The sequence below is a fragment of the Mesorhizobium sp. B2-4-19 genome, assembly GCF_006441315.1.
In the GTDB taxonomy this organism is placed as follows: Bacteria; Pseudomonadota; Alphaproteobacteria; order Rhizobiales; family Rhizobiaceae; genus Mesorhizobium.
Window position 1 is genome coordinate 118,763 of the sequence record NZ_VFUV01000019.1, and the last position, 16,227, is coordinate 134,989.

The 16,227-nt window shown below is 63.7% G+C and carries 18 protein-coding genes; 17 read left to right on the forward strand and 1 reads right to left on the reverse strand.

Going from position 1 to position 16,227, the window contains the following annotated elements; all coding sequences use genetic code 11:
- Window positions 1-83 precede the first annotated feature (83 nt).
- The 5 genes from FJ546_RS26030 (at window position 84) to FJ546_RS26050 (ending at window position 4,085) form a co-directional block, all read left to right on the forward strand.
- A complete protein-coding gene (locus FJ546_RS26030) occupies window positions 84-833 on the forward strand; it encodes an ABC transporter permease (protein WP_246686973.1) in 750 nt (249 codons plus the stop codon).
- The gene (locus tag FJ546_RS26035) at window positions 830-1,597 is read left to right on the forward strand and encodes an ABC transporter ATP-binding protein (RefSeq protein ID WP_140891924.1); all 768 of its coding nucleotides are present in this window, start codon (window positions 830-832) and stop codon (window positions 1,595-1,597) included. The genes FJ546_RS26030 and FJ546_RS26035 overlap by 4 nt, the downstream gene beginning before the upstream one ends.
- Window positions 1,590-2,606 carry an ABC transporter substrate-binding protein gene (locus FJ546_RS26040; RefSeq protein WP_140891925.1) on the forward strand — a complete coding sequence of 339 codons (1,017 nt, stop codon included), beginning with the start codon at window positions 1,590-1,592 and terminating at the stop codon, window positions 2,604-2,606. Before FJ546_RS26035 ends, FJ546_RS26040 begins: the two co-directional genes overlap by 8 nt.
- A gap of 332 nt (window positions 2,607-2,938) precedes the next feature.
- Window positions 2,939-3,475, forward strand: coding sequence for an isoprenylcysteine carboxylmethyltransferase family protein (locus FJ546_RS26045; protein WP_246686968.1), 537 nt, complete (start codon window positions 2,939-2,941; stop codon window positions 3,473-3,475).
- Between the two features lie 445 nt (window positions 3,476-3,920).
- Window positions 3,921-4,085 (forward strand): DUF3309 family protein, encoded by a 165-nt coding sequence (locus FJ546_RS26050; protein ID WP_095774020.1) that lies wholly within the window; start codon window positions 3,921-3,923, stop codon window positions 4,083-4,085.
- Window positions 4,086-4,359: 274 nt separating this feature from the next.
- Here FJ546_RS26050 and FJ546_RS26055 read toward each other — a convergent pair whose 3' ends face one another.
- Window positions 4,360-4,617 carry a hypothetical protein gene (locus tag FJ546_RS26055; protein ID WP_140891927.1) on the reverse strand — a complete coding sequence of 86 codons (258 nt, stop codon included), beginning with the start codon at window positions 4,615-4,617 and terminating at the stop codon, window positions 4,360-4,362.
- A 138-nt stretch (window positions 4,618-4,755) separates the two neighbouring features.
- Here FJ546_RS26055 and FJ546_RS26060 point away from each other — a divergent pair, with 138 nt between their 5' ends.
- The 12 genes from FJ546_RS26060 to FJ546_RS26115 form a co-directional block, all read left to right on the forward strand.
- The gene (locus FJ546_RS26060) at window positions 4,756-5,481 is read left to right on the forward strand and encodes a GntR family transcriptional regulator (RefSeq protein WP_140891928.1); all 726 of its coding nucleotides are present in this window, start codon (window positions 4,756-4,758) and stop codon (window positions 5,479-5,481) included.
- 3 nt (window positions 5,482-5,484) lie between these two features.
- Entirely contained in the window at window positions 5,485-6,513 is a 1,029-nt protein-coding gene (locus FJ546_RS26065) for an ADP-ribosylglycohydrolase family protein (RefSeq protein ID WP_140891929.1), read from the forward strand.
- Window positions 6,510-7,487 carry a PfkB family carbohydrate kinase gene (locus FJ546_RS26070; RefSeq protein ID WP_140891930.1) on the forward strand — a complete coding sequence of 326 codons (978 nt, stop codon included), beginning with the start codon at window positions 6,510-6,512 and terminating at the stop codon, window positions 7,485-7,487. Before FJ546_RS26065 ends, FJ546_RS26070 begins: the two co-directional genes overlap by 4 nt.
- Window positions 7,488-7,526: 39 nt before the next feature.
- Window positions 7,527-8,588: an ABC transporter substrate-binding protein gene (locus tag FJ546_RS26075; protein ID WP_140891931.1), complete on the forward strand. Its 1,062-nt coding sequence runs from the start codon at window positions 7,527-7,529 to the stop codon at window positions 8,586-8,588.
- A 67-nt stretch (window positions 8,589-8,655) separates the two neighbouring features.
- Complete coding sequence (locus FJ546_RS26080; protein WP_140891932.1) at window positions 8,656-9,525, forward strand: ABC transporter permease; 870 nt, start codon at window positions 8,656-8,658, stop codon at window positions 9,523-9,525.
- Entirely contained in the window at window positions 9,525-10,313 is a 789-nt protein-coding gene (locus FJ546_RS26085; protein ID WP_140891933.1) for an ABC transporter permease, read from the forward strand. Before FJ546_RS26080 ends, FJ546_RS26085 begins: the two co-directional genes overlap by 1 nt.
- Window positions 10,313-11,377: an ABC transporter ATP-binding protein gene (locus tag FJ546_RS26090; RefSeq protein WP_140891934.1), complete on the forward strand. Its 1,065-nt coding sequence runs from the start codon at window positions 10,313-10,315 to the stop codon at window positions 11,375-11,377. The genes FJ546_RS26085 and FJ546_RS26090 overlap by 1 nt, the downstream gene beginning before the upstream one ends.
- 73 nt (window positions 11,378-11,450) lie before the next feature.
- Entirely contained in the window at window positions 11,451-12,701 is a 1,251-nt protein-coding gene (locus FJ546_RS26095) for an aconitase X (protein WP_140891935.1), read from the forward strand.
- Entirely contained in the window at window positions 12,698-13,141 is a 444-nt protein-coding gene (locus FJ546_RS26100) for a DUF126 domain-containing protein (protein ID WP_140891936.1), read from the forward strand. The genes FJ546_RS26095 and FJ546_RS26100 overlap by 4 nt, the downstream gene beginning before the upstream one ends.
- Window positions 13,142-13,255: 114 nt before the next feature.
- Window positions 13,256-14,344, forward strand: a complete 1,089-nt coding sequence (locus tag FJ546_RS26105) for a Gfo/Idh/MocA family oxidoreductase (protein ID WP_140891937.1) — start codon at window positions 13,256-13,258, stop codon at window positions 14,342-14,344.
- 58 nt (window positions 14,345-14,402) lie between these two features.
- Window positions 14,403-15,317, forward strand: coding sequence for a sugar phosphate isomerase/epimerase (locus FJ546_RS26110; protein ID WP_140891938.1), 915 nt, complete (start codon window positions 14,403-14,405; stop codon window positions 15,315-15,317).
- A gap of 84 nt (window positions 15,318-15,401) precedes the next feature.
- Window positions 15,402-16,227, forward strand: an 826-nt coding sequence (locus FJ546_RS26115) for a fatty acid desaturase (RefSeq protein WP_140891939.1), incomplete at its 3' end; no start/stop codon positions are given.

Genomic DNA, 16,227 nt, shown 5'->3' on the forward strand with positions numbered 1-16,227 from the left:
AAGGTTATCGTCTCGTGGTCTCATCGTCGTCAAGCCGCCCGCGGCAGCTCGCGGGTCTCTTCGCCAAGGCAGCACCGGCCGTGATGTCGGTCGGGTTGCTGCTCGTGGCCTGGGAACTCTACGCAAATTATTCCGGCATCAAGCCGACGATCCTGCCGGCGCCGTCGCGCGTCTTCGAACAGGCGATGCTCAATCGCGAGGCGCTGATCGACAACGCCATTCCCACCATCCGCGCCACGCTGATCGGCTTTGCCTGCTCGCTCGCCGCCGCTTTCGCGCTGTCTATGCTGGTCGACTTCTTCCAGCCGCTGCGGCGGGCGCTGTTTCCTGTCGTCATCGTCAGCCAGACCTTGCCGCTGGTGGCCATCGCGCCGCTGGTGGTGCTGTGGTTCGGCTTCGGTTTGACGCCAAAGATCATGCTGGTGGCGCTGGTCACCTTCTTCCCGATGCTGGTGGCTCTGGTGCAGGGCTACGAGGCGACCGAGGTGGAGATCGGTCAGATGCTGCGCGCCATGGGGGCAGGGCGCTGGCGTGTCTTCGTTCTGGCGCGGCTGCCTTCGTCACTGCCCTATTTCTTCGCCGGCCTGCGGATCTCCATCACCTATGCCGTGGTCGGCGCCATCTTCGCCGAATATGCCGGTGCGGCCAAGGGACTGGGCATCTACATGCTCAACGCCAAGAACAATTTCCGCCCCGATCTGGTGCTGGCCGCGGTCGGCGTCAGTGCCGCGCTCACGCTGATCCTGTTTGGGCTGACGGCGCTCTTGCAGCACCTCGCCATGCCCTGGGAACGGATCGGCCGTCGGCCGGCAGGGAAGGGGCCGGGGCGATGAGCCGGCTCGAATTGCGGCATGTGCGCAAGGCGTTTGGCGGGCTCGACGTGCTCGCCGATATTTCGCTCAGCGTCGGTGCCGGCGAATTCGTTTCGATCCTCGGGCCTTCGGGTGCCGGCAAGTCGACGCTGTTCCAGCTTCTGACGGGTGCCGAGCATGGCGAAGGCGAGATGTTGTTCGATGACATGCCGCTCGACGACCATGGCCGGCATTTCGCATTCATGCCGCAGCGCGACGGCCTGATGCCGTGGCGGCGCATCCTCGACAACACGACACTCGGGCTCGAAGTGCAGGGCGTCGGACGCCAGGCGGCGCGGGCGCGGGTCGCGCCGCTGCTTGCCGAGTTCGGGCTTGCCGGCTTCGAGCGGCATTTTCCGGCACAGCTTTCCGGCGGCATGCGCCAGCGCGCGGCGCTTTTGCGCACGGTGGTGCAGGAGCGCGACATGCTTTTGCTCGACGAGCCGTTTGGCGCGCTCGACGCACTGACCCGCGCGTCCATGCAGCGCTGGCTCGAGCAGATGTGGCGGCACCATCGCTGGACGGCGCTGCTGATCACCCACGATGTGCGCGAGGCGGTGTTCCTGTCCGACCGCATCTATGTGCTGTCGGCGCGCCCGGCCCGTGTGTTGCGCGAGATCACGGTGCCCTTGCCGCGTCCGCGCGATCCGACCGGCGCCGCCGCGCAACAGGCCGGCGCACTCGAGGCCGAGATCCTCGACATCTTGCTCAACCCCCAACCATCCAAAGGACATGACCATGACTGATCTGACACGCCGGCAGGCTTTGCTGCTCACCCTTGCCAGCGGTGTTCCGCTGATCGCTGGAGCGAGCCGCGTCTTCGCCGCGACGCAAAAAGTCAACGTCGCGCTGGACTGGACTGTCAACACCAACCACATCGGGCTGTTCATCGCCCGCGACAAGGGATTTTACCGCGAGGCCGGCCTCGAGGTCGACATTTTGCCCTATAGTGACACCGGCGCCGGCACGCTCGTCGCCAACCGCGTTGCCGATTTCGGCATCAACGGCACCATCAGCCTGTTCACCCAGAAGACCGCCGGGGCCGACTTGAAGGCCGTCTACGCCGTGGTGCAGTCGGAAACCGGCCGCGTGGTCTTCAATGCGGCGCGCAGCGAGATCAAAAGTCCGAAGGACCTTGACGGCCTGACCTATGGCGGTTTCGGCAGCGCCTGGGAAAACGCACTGATCTCGACCATCATCCGCCACGACGGCGGCAAGGGCAATTTCGAAACGGTGACGCTCGGCACTTCCGCCTATGAAGCGCTGGCCAATGGCTCTGTCGACTTCACGCTCGAAGTCTCGACTTGGGAGGGCGTCGAGGCCGAACTCAAAGGCATCAAGCAGCGCAGCTTCGTCTATGCCGACTACGGTGTGCCCGACGAGCATACGACGCTGATCTCCTCGAGCCAGGCGTATCTCCAGGCAAACCCGGCATTGGCGTCGGCCTTTATCCAGGCAACGCGGCGCGGCTATCAGTTCACCGTCGATCATCCAGCCGAAGCCGCCGCGCTGCTGATCGCCGCCAACAAGGATGCCTTGACCAATCCGGCGTTGATCGAGGCTTCGCTGAAGGCGCTGATCGACGGGCACTATCTGCGCGCGGAGAATGGCGTCATCGGCACGATGGATCCGGCCAAGATGGACGCCATCGGCGACTATCTCTTCAAAGCGGGCATCTTGCGCGACGCCGATGGTAAGGTCCTGACGCAACGCCCTGATTTCACGAAGTATTTCGTAAATTTGAATTTGGGATGAGGCTGGATACGCATCACCCGGTAGCGGACGGCCTGTTCCGTCAGGTTCGCATGCGGGGGCGTCCCGCACCCGCATGCTTTCGCAGGAGTTGCCCCGTTTGATGCCGATCCGATCGTTCCGGTTAACCCCCCGGCAATGGTTGCGTGCAATGGTCGCTTCGAGGGATCATCGGGGTGTTTGCGTTGCTCACGTCAAAAAGTGAAGCGTTTTCGCATGATAATGAGGGCGGATTTTTCTCCGCCGCGCGAAGGCGTGACATACTGGCTGATCTGCGCGAAGGCTTCTTTCGCCTCTGTGCCCTGGCCTGCGCGGGGCTGTTCGTCTATCGCGGCATGTCCCAGGTCGTGGAGGACCCGACCCGAATCAACGCCGCGCTGGTGGCGATTTCCGAGATCCTCACTTTCACCTGGCTGCTTCTGTCGCGGCGTCCGGTGACGCGTGACTGGAATCCGCTTACTGTCGTCGTCTCCGTGACCGCCAGTTTCGGTGTCGCGTTGATCAGCCTTCAGCCTGGCATAGCGCTTGTTCCGGTCTATTTCGCCGCGCCGCTGCAGTTTGTTGCGCTGTTGTTTGTCATCTGGGGCAAGATATCGCTTGGCCGTTCCTTCGCCATCCTGCCTGGCAATCGCGGCGTGATGACGGGCGGCGCCTACCGGATTGTGCGGCACCCGATCTATGCCGGCTACCTCGCCGGCCATGTGCTTTATCTGCTGTCGGCCTTTTCCTTCCACAACCTCGCTGTCTATGCGGTCATCACCTACATGCAGCTGTATCGTATCCTGCGCGAGGAGGCCCTTTTGGCTGCCGAGCCGGAGTATCGCGCTTACATGGAACGTGTGCGCTACAGGCTGTTCTACCGCCTGTTCTGAGGGCAGGATTGTCGATTGAAGAGGCTGGGGCGGCCGGTCCGCGATCGGTCGGTCGCCATACCGGTCCGTTGCCATCGATCGCCTTGATTTGCGGGTTCAGCGCCTCTCCACGTTGCTGGCATGTATGTCGGTGATTGACGGCTTCGCGATCTGACTGTTGATCGCCCGTCGCCGAAGCCAGGGGCGCCAGGAATGGACGTGCGCAATCGGCGCGAGGCTTTTGACGGTCTGACCTCCGGCCGGTCGGAAGCCCGTCGCTCGGGCGGGCTTCCCGCGTGTCGGGCGCTGTCAATTCCCACCCGTTTCTATCGGGATATCGGATCCTTCCTTCGCCGGCGAACATTAGGGGCGGAACGGTAAGGCGGCTCGAACGTTCTCATCTTCGAAACACCGCAATTGACGGTGTTCGAAACCGGCGCACCAGCGCCTACGGGAGCGGGAACCCATGACCTTAGGCACAATACTCATCATCCTTCTTGTCCTCGCGCTGCTTGGCGGCTTTAGCGGGCTCGGCGGCGGGCCGTTCTATGGAACCGGCTACTATGGCGGCGGCGGGCTCGGGCTTGTGCTGCTGATCATCATCATCCTCGTCGTACTGGGGCGCATCTAGCTGCCTGCAGGCCGCCGGGATGATCGCAATCTCGTGACCTTGTCGGGGCCGAGGCGCACCGGATTGTGATGCAAGCCACCCGGCTTGTGATCCGCCGTCACGTGGGACTGGGGTATGGTGATTTCGGTCCACATCCCCCGTGGAACCAAGAGGAGAGGGTCCCACCCCTTCATCCTCCTCCAAGGCCCGCCCCGGTGTCCCGGAGCGGGCTTTGCCGGGGTCACCGGTCCGGTCTCCGGCATCTGGCTCGGCCCAAAATCCTGACAGCGACCCGCTACTCCATATCCGGCACATCGCCGCTGACAAACAGCGTGGTCGGCGGGCCGTAGTCGCCAAGTGTCGGGTCGGCATCGCGGCTCCAGGCAATGACGCCGACATGCTTCGCCGCCAGAGCTCGGGCGGTGCGTATGGCGCGGTCTTCGCTCTGCTGGTCGGCTGGGCCGAAGGCCGGAAATAATTCACCGTCCTCGCCGCGGTCGAACGCAACCACGACGATCAGCTTGGGATTCTTATGCTGTGTTGAATGGGACATGCGGCTCCTTCAACGCGGAACTTACCACACTACCGGGAACAAAGGCGGTCTGTTTGATCTGTCTCGGCAACGCATTGACAGGGGGTTTACAGTCAGATATTGAACAGGACTATACAAGTTCACTGAACAGGTATGCATATGAAGCGGCGCATGGTTCAACTGTCTCCCGGCACGGGCAAGCCCGAGCAGATCGCGACTGTTCTGGAACATGAAATTCGTTCCGGCATGCTCGGCTTCGGCGACCGCCTGCAAAGCGAGAACGAGCTCGTCCAGCGCTTCTCCGTCAGTCGCAACACGGTCCGCAAGGGCCTCGAGGAACTGTCCAGCCGCGGGCTGATCACCACCAAGGTCGGCATCGGCTCCTTCGTCACCTTCGACGGCAAGCCGGTCGATGACGCGATCGGCTGGTCGCGGGCGCTGGCCAATGCCGGCGCCAATGCCGAAACGAGGACGCTGCGGCTGGAGGTCATCGAAGACGCCGATCTCGCTGCCTTGCTGGAGATCGAAAGCCCCTTCTTCATCGCCGTCGACCGTGTGCGCACCAATGCCAGCGATGGCCACGCGATTTCCATCGAGCGCAGCCGCCTGCCGCTGTCGCCGGAGCTTGAGGATGTGCCGCTGCGCGGTCTGCGCGAAGGATCGCTGCACCAGACGCTGCGCGGCGCCGGCCTCATCCCCGACCATGGCGAGGAATGGGTCGGCATCGAGATGCTCAACGCCGAAGACGCGGCCATCCTGGGTTGCCCGCAAGGCACGCCCTTCCTGCGCGGGCGGCGGCTGACGCGTGCGGCCGACGACCGGCCGATCGAATATGTCACCAGCCTGCTCAATCCGGCGCATTTCGCGCTGCATATGAGGTTCTGAGCGATGCCGGACACGCTTGATCGCGCCATGGGCGCCCTTGTCGGTGGGGCGCTGGGAGACGCGCTCGGCATGCCGACGCAGCTCCTGTCACCGGTGCGCATCGCCGAGCTCTACGGCCATGTCGACGATTTCGTCGCGCCCTTCGCCGAGCATCCCGTGTCGAAGGGATTATTGGCCGGCACCGTCACCGACGATACCGAACAGGCGCTGCTGCTCGGCCGCATCCTGGTTGTTTCAGGCGAGCGCTTCGACCATACGCGCTGGGTCAACGCGCTGCTCGACTGGGAGCGCGAGGTCAAGGCGCGCGGCAGCTACGATCTGCTGGGACCGTCGACCAAGCGCGCCATCGACGCCATCAACAAGGGCGTGCCGGCCGAGGAAGCAGGGCGCAGCGGGGACACCAATGGGGCTGCCATGCGCATCGCGCCTGTCGGCATCATGATGCCGCTGGAGCCACTCGACGCGTTCGTCGCCAAGGTGGCCGAGACCTGCCGCGCCACGCACAACACCTCGATCGCCATAGCCTCGGCGGCAGCGGTCGCGGCCGCTGTCAGCCGTGGCGTTTCCGGCGGTGACTGGCGAGCCGCCTCCGACAGTGCCGTCGCGGCGGCGAGGCGAGGGGCGACACTTGGCCATTGGGTAACCGGCGGCGACATCGCCTCGCGTATCGTCTGGGCGCAGGATCTGGTGCGCGGCAAGGTGACCGGGGATGCGATCCGGCTGATCACCGACCTGGTCGGCACCGGCGTTGCCAGCCAGGAATCGGTTCCGGCCGCCTTCGCTGTGCTGGAAGTCGCCGGGGGCGATCCCTGGCAAGCGGCTGTGATCAGCGCCAATCTCGGCGGCGACACCGACACGATCGGCGCCATCGCGGCCGGTATGGCCGGCGCCTGCACCGGCTTTTCACTGTTGCCGCAGCAGCATATCGCCCGGCTTGTCGGCATCGACATGTCACAGGTGCGCGCGCTTGCCGCCGATCTCGTGGCGGCAAGGGTGGCGAAGACCCGGTCCGGCAAGGACGCGGCGGCGTGAAAGGGCGCCTCGTCCATATCGGCAGCGCGGTGGTCGACTATGTCTACCGCATCGACGCCTTGCCGGCGCCGGGTTCGGAAAAGACGGCATCGAGCTTTGCCCAGGTCGCCGGCGGCGGCTTCAACATGATGGTCGCGGCCTCACGCACCGGCATGACAGTGGTGTTCGGCGGCCAGCTCGGCAGCGGGCCGAACGGCGATTTCCTGCGCGCCGCCTTCGCCGCAGAGGGCATCGAGGCGCTGACGCCGCCATCGCTTGCGATGGACAGCGGCAATTGCGTCGCCATGATATCGAGCGATGCCGAACGCACTTTCGTCTCGTGGCCGGGGGCAGAAAGTGTGCTCACCCTCGACATGATGGCGCCCGTATCGGTGGCGCCGGGCGATTGGATGTTTTCCTCTGGCTATACGCTGAGCTATGCGGGCAGCCGCGACGCGCTCACAGACTGGATCGAGGCGCTTCCAGCGCAAACGCCGTTCGTCTTTGACCCGACGCCGATCATTTCGGACATTCCGCATCCAATCCTGTCGCGCGTGCTCGCCCGCACCACTTGGCTCAGTTGCAACGCGGCGGAGGCCGCTGAGATTGCCGGTTCCGGTGACGTCGAGAGCCTGGCGGCGCGGCTTCTTGCCGACCATTGCCCCCGGGCCGCCGGCGTCGTCATCCGCTCGGCGGCCCGGGGCTGCCATATCAGGCTGGCCGACGGCATGGCTCAGACCATTACCGGCTTCAAGGTCACGGCAGTCGATACCAACGGCGCCGGCGACACACATATCGGCGCTTTCGTCAGTGCGTTGGCGCGCGGTACGCCGCCCTTCGAGGCGGGGCGTTACGCCAATGCGGCGGCGGCCATTTCGGTCACCCGCCATGGCGGCTCATCGGCGCCGACCGATGCGGAAATCCAGACTTTCCTGAGCCAGGCCGCCGCTACCGGCGCGCCGGGCCAGAACCAGAAGGCCAATCAGACAGCCTGACAAGCCCCGCCAAGCGGGCAAACAAAGAGAGGAACCGACATGCGCATGCCAAGATTGACTGCCCTGCTGACGGCGACCGCCGTCTTCACCACCGCACTCACGCTGGCCGCCAGTGCCGCCGAAGTGCATGTGCTCAACTGGAAAGGCTACGGCGCCGACGAGCCCTGGGCGGTCGCCGCCTTCGAGAATGCGACCGGCAACAAGGTCGTCAACGACTTCTTCAATTCCGAACAGGAAATGCTGACCAAGATCCGGACCAATCCGGGGCTTTACGACGTGGTCATGATCAACGCCGCCTTCAACGACCAGGCGATGGCGGAAAAACTGATCCAGCCGATCGATACGTCGAAACTGCCGAACTATGCCGACATCAGCAAGGACAAGGCCGGTTCGCCGATGCTCGACCATGACGGCAAGGTCTATGGCGTGCCATGGGTGTGGGGCCTGACCGCGCTCGCCATCAATGAAAAATCCTTCGACAAGCCACCGACGTCGATCGCCGAAATGTGGGATCCCAAGCATAAGGGCCGCGTCGTCATTCGCGACGACGCCGTCGAGGCGGTGCAGTTCGGCGCTATCGCCACCGGCCAGAACATCAACGACATCAAGGATATGGATGCGGTCAAGACGAAGCTCACCTCGCTGATGCCGCAGATCAAGACGTTCTGGAGCTCGGAGAACGACTGGAACCAGATGGTCGCCTCCAACCAGATCGACATCGGCACCTATTGGAGCGGCTCGGCCGATCGCGCCAAGACGCATTTCAAGCTGCCGGTTTCGCTGGTCATTCCGCAGGAAGGCGCTGTCGCCTGGCTGGATGCCTTCTCCATTCCTGTCGGCTCCAAGAATGTCGAGGGCGCGCAGGCCTTCATCAACTGGATGATCGACCCGAAATTCTACGTCGAATGGGTCACCAAGGTCGGCGCCCCTGTGTCTGCCAACACCAAGGCCGTGGCGGCGCTGCCGCAGGATGCCTTCAACCGCAAGGTGATGGGCGATCCAGAGGTTGCCAAGCGCATCCAGTTCCAGGCGCCGATCACCGACGCCCAGCGCGAGGCCTATCTTGCGCTCTGGCAGCAGCTCAAGGTCGACGTGAAATAAAACGCACGTCCGAACCAGCCGGCGGTTCGCGCCGGCTGGTCCTTTCAATCCTGGGGAGGAGGGTGGCATGGCGGCACAAAGCGCGACCGCATCGCGCAGCGGGTTGAGATCGGCTCTGCCGCTGCTGGCGCCGGCCTATCTCTGGCTGACGGTGGCGATCTTCCTACCGCTGTCGGCCATGGTCTTTTTCTCCTTCATGACCGACCTGCCGCTGTCGGGAAAGCCTTGGGCTTTCACGCTCGGCAACTATGCCGCCTTCTTCTCGCAGAGCCTTTATCTCACGCTGCTGCTCGCCTCGCTGCGCCTCGGCCTCGAAGTGACGCTGTGGTGCATCGTCATCGGCTATCCCGCCGCCTACGTGCTCGCCAAGGTGCTGAAGGGGCGTAGCCGCGAGGCGATCTTCCTGCTCGTCATCCTGCCGTTCTGGTCGAACGGGCTGGTGCGCATCTTCTCCTGGGCAATGGTTTTGCGCGAAGGCGGCATCCTCGATACGGCACTGAACGCCGTGCTGCCGTTCAAGATCAACATCGATCTGATGTATTCCTATCCGGCCGTCATCATCGGGCTGGTGCACTCCTATGTGCCCTACATGGTATTGACCTGTTATCTCACCTTGCAGGCAATCGATGACTCGCTGATCGAGGCCGGGCGCTCGCTCGGCGCCTCGCGGCTGCAGGTGCTGAAGCGGGTGATCATTCCGCTGTCGATGCCAGGTCTTGTGGCCGGCGCCGCGCTCATATTTGTGCCCGTCGTCGGCTCGTTCATGGAACCGCGCATCCTCGGCGGGCGCACTGGCACCTTCTACGGCACCGTGATCGAGGACCAGTTCGTCGCCGTGTTTAACTGGCCGCTGGGGGCGGCATTATCCTTCATCCTGCTCGCCGTCGTGCTGGTCATCCTGGCGATCGCTTCGCCGGTGCTGCGGAGGGCTGCGTGATGGCGACGACCCGCATCCTGGAAGGACTTGGCCGGCTGTACATCGGGCTGCTGCTCGCCTTCCTCTACCTGCCCATCATCATCATGACGCTGATGTCGTTCAACGTCTCACCCTTCTACCAATTGCCGTTCGAATGGACGACCGAGTGGTACGCCTCGCTGTGGCAGAACGACCAGCTGATTGCCGCGACCTGGAACAGCCTGGAGATCGCAGTCCTCACCACCATTATCAGCGTGGTGCTCGGCTCGGCGGCGTCGCTGGCGCTCTTCCGCTACGAATTTCGCGGCAAGAAGATCCTGCAGGCGCTGCTCTTCCCGCCGATCGCCATTCCCTGGCTGATTACCGGCACGGCGATGCTGATCTTCTTCTTCGGCGTCGGCATCGGACGCGGCCTGTTCGCCATTCTGCTCGGCCATGTCGCGTTGGCGCTGCCCTATGTCATCGTCGTCGTCTCGGCGCGGCTGCAGACCTTCGCGCCGGAACTGGAGGAGGCGGCGCGCTCGCTCGGCGCCGATCAGTGGCAGGTCACAGTTCGTGTCACGCTGCCCTGGATCATGCCGGGCGTCATCGCCGGCGGGCTGTTTGCCTTTGCCGTGTCGTTCGACCAGTTCGTCGTGTCCTATTTCCTGTCGACCCCCGGCCAGACGACGCTGCCGGTCGAAATCTATGCCGCGATCCGCAAAGGGTTCACGCCCGAGATCAATGCGGTCTCGACCATCATCATTGTCGTGTCGATGGCGCTGATGCTGCTCACGGCGCGCTTCTTCAAATTCGGCGGAGAGAAATAATGGCCGGCGTGCAGGTATCTGACGTCTCGCGCAGTTTTGGCGCGCACAAGGCGCTGGACGATGTCTCGATCGATTTCGCCGATGGCGGCTTCTATGCGCTGCTCGGTCCGTCGGGCAGCGGCAAGACCACGTTGCTCAGGCAGATCGCCGGCTTCGATTTTCCTGACTCCGGCCGCATTTCCATCGGCGGCGAGAGCGTCGAGCGGGTGCCGGTCGAGAAGCGGCGCATCGGCATGGTGTTCCAGAACTATGCACTGTTCCCCAATATGAGCGTCGCCGACAATGTCGCCTTCGGCCTTTCGGTGCGGGGCGAGGCCAAGGCGGTGATTGCGACCGAAGTGCAGCGCGCGCTCGACCTTGTGCAGTTGAGCAAGCTCGGCGGCCGCCGGCCGCACCAGCTCTCCGGCGGCCAGCGCCAGCGCGTGGCGCTGGCGCGCGCCATCGTCACCAAGCCGCGCGTGCTTCTGCTCGACGAGCCGCTCGGCGCGCTCGACAAGGCGCTGCGCGTCGACATGCAGATCGAATTGAAGCGCATCCAGCGCGAGATCGGCATCACCACCATCTTCGTCACCCACGACCAGGAAGAGGCGCTGACGATGAGCGATCGCATCGGCATATTGCGCGACGGCAGGCTGGTGCAGGAGGGGCCGCCGGAGGAGATCTACGATCGGCCGAAAAGCGAATTCGCCGCCACCTTCCTCGGCGACGCCAACATTTTTCGCGGCGATACGACCGGCAACGGTATCCGCCTGCCGGACGGTACGGCGATTGCCGCGGGCGCGGGTGCGACGCTTGCCGCCGGCGCCAAGGCGAGCTGTGCCGTGCGGCCCGAGCGCATTCGGATCGGCACCGATGCCGGGGCTGTGGACGGTGATGCGAACATGCTGAAGGGCCAGGTCTCCAGACGCATCTTCGCCGGCAACAACAGCACCTATTTCGTGGAGCGCGCCGGCCAGACGCTGAAGGTCATCGTGCAGAACACCGGCGCCGACCGGCTGGCGGAAGGGCAGGACGTGGTGCTGCGCTGGTCGCCGGAGAGCACGGTGCTGATTGCTGCGAGCTGATCCTCACTCCGGCTCTTGCCAGACAGGGGACAATAGGGAACAGCATAGCCGGGCATAAGTCCGGAGTTTTCCGATGACGTTAGAATTGATGACGCGAGACCGATCCATGCTCGACGGTGAGCAGGGCCCTTCGACGGCCGCCGCCATGAAAATCCTCGTCGCGTTCTCCAACGCCATCGGCGCATGCGGCCTGCTCGACATCAGCGGTGCCCATATCGACGGCTGTCTCTATCATGGCAAGGCCGGGCTGGATTTCGTCGAACGGCTGGTCGAGGGCGGCGGGCGCGTGCAGGTGCCGACGACGCTCAATGTCGGCTCGTTCGACCTCATCCATCCGGGCATGGTGAAGATGCCGGCGGCGGAAGAGGTGCCGGCGCGGCGGCTGATGAAGGCGCATCTGGAGCTTGGCTGCCAGCCGACCTTCACTTGCGCGCCCTACCAGACGCGGTTCCGGCCTGAATTCGGCCAACAGGTCGCCTGGGGCGAATCCAATGCCATCGTCTTCGCCAATTCGGTGATCGGCGCGCGCACCAACCGTTATGGTGACTTCATCGATCTGTGCTGCGCCATGACCGGGCGCGCACCGGCCTGGGGCCTGCATCTCAGCGAAAACCGGCGCGGCCGCATCCTGTTCGAACTGGACATCGCCGAGGCCGAACCGAGCGACAGCCTGTTCGTCAGCGTCGGGCTGATCGTCGGACAAGTCAGTGGCGACCGCATTCCGGTCATTGCCGGCCTGCCGCAGCCGCGCGACGAGGATCAGCTGAAGGCGCTTGGCGCGGCGGCCGCGACGACCGGTGCCGTGGCGTTGTTCCATGCGGTCGGCATCACGCCGGAGGCCAACACGCTCGACGAAGCGTTTCACGGCCACGCGCCGGATGAGACGATCCGCATCACCCGGACAGACATCGACCATGCGCTGTCCAGATTGTCCGGAGTGGCCGACGGGGCGCCACTTGCCGCCGTGTCGCTGGGCACGCCGCATTTCTCGCATGAGGAGTGGACGCGCCTGTTGCCCATGCTGCGCGAGGCAGCGCCGGGCAAGGGCATCCCGATCTATGTCAACACCGGACGCGCGACGCTGACGCGGCTGCAGGAGGAAGGAGCGCTGGCCGGCATGGAGGCATTCGGCCTGATCCCGGTCGCCGATACGTGCACCTATGTCACCTCCATCCTCGAGCGCCTCGACGGCGTGGTGATGACCAATTCCGGCAAATGGGCGCATTACGCGCCGGGCAATATCGGCGTGACCGTCGCCTTTGCCGAGATGAAGGATTGCATCCGCTCCGCGGCGGCCGGACATGTCGTGCGGGGCGCCTCATGACGCAACCAGTTGTAAAGGACGCCGTCGATCGGCTAGGCACTTTTCAACTCGCCGGTGAGGCCGATGGCCCGGCTTTGGTGTTCTCGCAGCCGCTTAGCTTCTGGGGCGGCATTGACGCCGAGACGGGGGAAATCATCGACCATTCGCATCCTGGGCTGGGCCAGAATGTCGCCGGCAAGATGCTGGTCATGCCAAGCGGGCGAGGGTCGTCCTCCTCATCCTCCGTCCTGGCCGAAGCGATCCGCCGGGGTACGGCGCCGGCTGGCATTCTCCTGGAGCGGCCGGATCCGATCCTGGCGGTGGGGGCCATTGTAGCGGAGTTTCTGTACGGGGAAAGTATGCCGCTGGTGGTATGTGATATTGCGGGGATTGCTTCCGGCGACAGGATCACCGTTCGTGTTGGTGAGGAGGGCGAGGCGGTCATCCATAAAGCCCAATAGACACTGCCCCCAGTGATTGGTGTCGCCGATCACCACGGTGATGGGAAATGATGGTGCTGGCCTTGGCTGACCGGCAAGCCATGGCGCTATATGCTGTCCTCCAGGGAGGAATGGATGGCAGGCACGGATTTCGAACCGGATGTGAAGGTTCGCTGCAGGGAATACCGGATCGGCTGCGTCGGTGCGGGCATGATCATGGCCGAATGCCATCTCGCCGCCTACGCGCAAGCTGGCTTCCCGGTGGTTGCGATCGCCTCGCGGACGAAGGGAAGCGCCGAAAAGGTGGCCAGGCGCTGGAACATTCCGATCCTTCACGATACGCCGGAGCAATTGATCGAGGACTCCGAGGTCGAGATCGTCGACCTTGCCTTTCCGCCCGACCAGCAGCCGGCTCTCATCCGCCACGCGCTGAAGCAGCCACACATCAAGGCGATCCTGGCGCAGAAGCCGCTGGCACTGTCGGTGGAGGAAGCCGTCGAACTGCGCGACGAGGCGGCAGGGTCCGGCAGGATCCTCTCGGTCAACCAGAACATGCGCTACGACCAGTCGATGCGCGTCCTGAAGCAGATCATCGACAGCGGTGCGCTGGGCGACATCGTCTTCGCGCAGATCGACATGCATGCGATTCCGCACTGGCAGGCTTTTCTTGCCGATTACGACCGGCTGACGCTTGCCAACATGAGCGTGCATCATCTCGATGTGCTGCGCTTTCTGTTCGGCGATCCCCAGGAAATCACGACGCTGACGCGCAAGGATCCGCGCACGACATTCGACCATTCGGACGGCATCACCGTGTCGACGCTGCGCTTCCCCTCCGGGGTGCTCGCCGTTTCGCTGGAAGATGTCTGGTCCGGCCCGCGCGAGCAGGGCTATCGCGACGACCAGCACATCAACTGGCGTGTCGACGGCACCAAGGGTGTCGCCAAGGGCACGATCGGCTGGCCGACGGGCGTCGCTTCAACGCTGACCTATGCCTCGACCGAGACGACAGGCGGTGAGTGGGTGACGCCCAGTTGGGACACGATGTGGTTTCCACACGCTTTCATCGGCGTGATGGAGCAGCTGCAATATGCGGTGAAGACCGGCACGCCACCGGCCCTCTCCGTTGCCGACAACGTCAAGACCATGGCGCTTGTCGAGGCCGGCTACCGCTCGATGGCGCAAGGCCGTACCGTCAGGCTTTCTGAAATCTCAACCAACTGAATACGGAACCGCGCAATAAGCGTGGCGGCTGAATCGCTTATCGGGAGGAGTTCACATCATGATGCAGGCAGGGATCTTCACCGGCTACTTTCCCTACGAACTCGATGAGGCCGCCAGGCGCATCCGCGCGCTCGGCTTCAACACCGTACAGCTCGACCTGCATTTCCGGAATATCGATCTCACGGCCGGGCAGGTCACCCGAGACAAGGCCAGAAAAGTGCGTGATACGTTCCGTGATCACAATCTGCCGGTCTGCTGCATCTCCGGCTACACCAACATTATCCATCCCGACAAAGCCGAGCGCGAGAAACGCGTCGGCTATCTCAAGGAAATCATCCGCAACGCACGCGAATTCGGTTCGCCCTACGTCATCTCTGAGACCGGGACCTACAACACCGAGTCCGACTGGGTGCATCACCCCAGGAACAAGACCGAGGAAGGTTTCGAGGAATGCCGCAAGGTGATTTCGGATCTTGCCCAGACCGCCTATGACCATGGCGCGGTCTTCCTGCTCGAAACCTATGTCAACAACGTCGTCGGCTCGGTCGAGGAGACGGTGAAGATGTTCGCGCAGGTCGACCATCCTGGCCTCGGCCTGCTGATGGATCCGACTAATTACTTCGAGGCGCACAACATCGACCGCATGGACCAGGTGCTGAACCAGGTGTTCGACACGCTGACCGACAAGATCCGGATCGCGCATGCCAAGGATGTGAAGCGCTCAGGCAGCGACAAGTCGGAAAAGCACGCAGACATCGGAGACCAGGACGCGCATGAGGGCCTGACGTTCCGCGGCGTCGGCGAGATCGAGTTGCCGGCGCCCGGCCTCGGCTCGCTCAACTATGACCTTTACCTGAAGCGGCTCAGCAAAAAGCACCCGAACATCCCTGTCATCATCGAGCATCTGACCGAGGATGACGTGCCGCGCGCGAAAAAATTCCTCGACGGAAAATTCCGCGCCAACGGCCTTTAAATCAAAGAGATAGAGCATGATGTCGTCCAAAAACCGCTTCACTCTTTTTGGCATCATGCTCTCGAGGCCGGGCGGGAGGCGACGATGACGACGGCGGCCAAGACGAAGCGCGATTACAGCCTGGTCGGCGAAAGCACGCGCAGGGCGATCGAGACCGGCCTGGCCTCGGCCGAATGGTACCACACCGACGTGCCGCGCAAGGCGATGAAGGAATTGATGCAGCGCTCGGACGGTCCGGCGATCCGCGACACCATCCTCTGGCTCGCCGCCATCGTCGGCTCGGCCGCCGGCATCGTCTGGTTCTGGGGCTCGTGGTGGGTGGTGCCGTTCCTGTTCGTCTATGGCGTGCTCTACGGCTCGTCGAGCGACTCGCGCTGGCACGAATGCGGCCATGGCACGGCCTTCCGCACGCGCTGGATGAACGATGTCGTCTACCACATCGCCTCCTTCATGCTGATGCGCAATCCTGTACAATGGCGCTGGAGCCATGCCCGCCACCACACCGACACCATCATTGTCGGCCGCGACGCCGAGATCGCGGTCATGCGCCCGCCGGACCTGTTGAAAGCGGCGCTGGCCTTCACCGGCATTCTCGATTTCCGTTATTCGTTGCCGACGCTGGTGCGCCAGGCCTTCGGCTCGCTGTCGGAGGAGGAGAAGAGCTACATCCCCGAGATGGAACAGCACAAGGCTGTCGTCGCCGCCCGCTGGCACGTGGCCGTGTACATTGCGACGATCGCTTTCGCGATCGCGCTGGGGTCATGGATGCCGTTGGTGCTGGTCGGCCTGCCGCGCCTCTACGGCACCTGGCACATGGTGACGACCGGCCTGCTGCAGCATATTGGGCTGGCCGACAATGTCGTCGACCACCAGCTCAACACCCGCACCGTCTACATGAACCCCGTCAAAC

Coding starts and splice junctions, on each gene's coding strand:
- FJ546_RS26030 (WP_246686973.1), top strand. CDS start 84: ATGTCGGTCGGGTTGCTGCTCGTGGCCTGGGAACTCTACGCAAATTAT.
- FJ546_RS26035 (WP_140891924.1), top strand. CDS start 830: ATGAGCCGGCTCGAATTGCGGCATGTGCGCAAGGCGTTTGGCGGGCTC.
- FJ546_RS26040 (WP_140891925.1), top strand. CDS start 1,590: ATGACTGATCTGACACGCCGGCAGGCTTTGCTGCTCACCCTTGCCAGC.
- FJ546_RS26045 (WP_246686968.1), top strand. CDS start 2,939: ATGTCCCAGGTCGTGGAGGACCCGACCCGAATCAACGCCGCGCTGGTG.
- FJ546_RS26050 (WP_095774020.1), top strand. CDS start 3,921: ATGACCTTAGGCACAATACTCATCATCCTTCTTGTCCTCGCGCTGCTT.
- FJ546_RS26055 (WP_140891927.1), bottom strand. CDS start 4,617: ATGTCCCATTCAACACAGCATAAGAATCCCAAGCTGATCGTCGTGGTT.
- FJ546_RS26060 (WP_140891928.1), top strand. CDS start 4,756: ATGAAGCGGCGCATGGTTCAACTGTCTCCCGGCACGGGCAAGCCCGAG.
- FJ546_RS26065 (WP_140891929.1), top strand. CDS start 5,485: ATGCCGGACACGCTTGATCGCGCCATGGGCGCCCTTGTCGGTGGGGCG.
- FJ546_RS26075 (WP_140891931.1), top strand. CDS start 7,527: ATGCGCATGCCAAGATTGACTGCCCTGCTGACGGCGACCGCCGTCTTC.
- FJ546_RS26080 (WP_140891932.1), top strand. CDS start 8,656: ATGGCGGCACAAAGCGCGACCGCATCGCGCAGCGGGTTGAGATCGGCT.
- FJ546_RS26085 (WP_140891933.1), top strand. CDS start 9,525: ATGGCGACGACCCGCATCCTGGAAGGACTTGGCCGGCTGTACATCGGG.
- FJ546_RS26090 (WP_140891934.1), top strand. CDS start 10,313: ATGGCCGGCGTGCAGGTATCTGACGTCTCGCGCAGTTTTGGCGCGCAC.
- FJ546_RS26095 (WP_140891935.1), top strand. CDS start 11,451: ATGACGTTAGAATTGATGACGCGAGACCGATCCATGCTCGACGGTGAG.
- FJ546_RS26100 (WP_140891936.1), top strand. CDS start 12,698: ATGACGCAACCAGTTGTAAAGGACGCCGTCGATCGGCTAGGCACTTTT.
- FJ546_RS26105 (WP_140891937.1), top strand. CDS start 13,256: ATGGCAGGCACGGATTTCGAACCGGATGTGAAGGTTCGCTGCAGGGAA.
- FJ546_RS26110 (WP_140891938.1), top strand. CDS start 14,403: ATGATGCAGGCAGGGATCTTCACCGGCTACTTTCCCTACGAACTCGAT.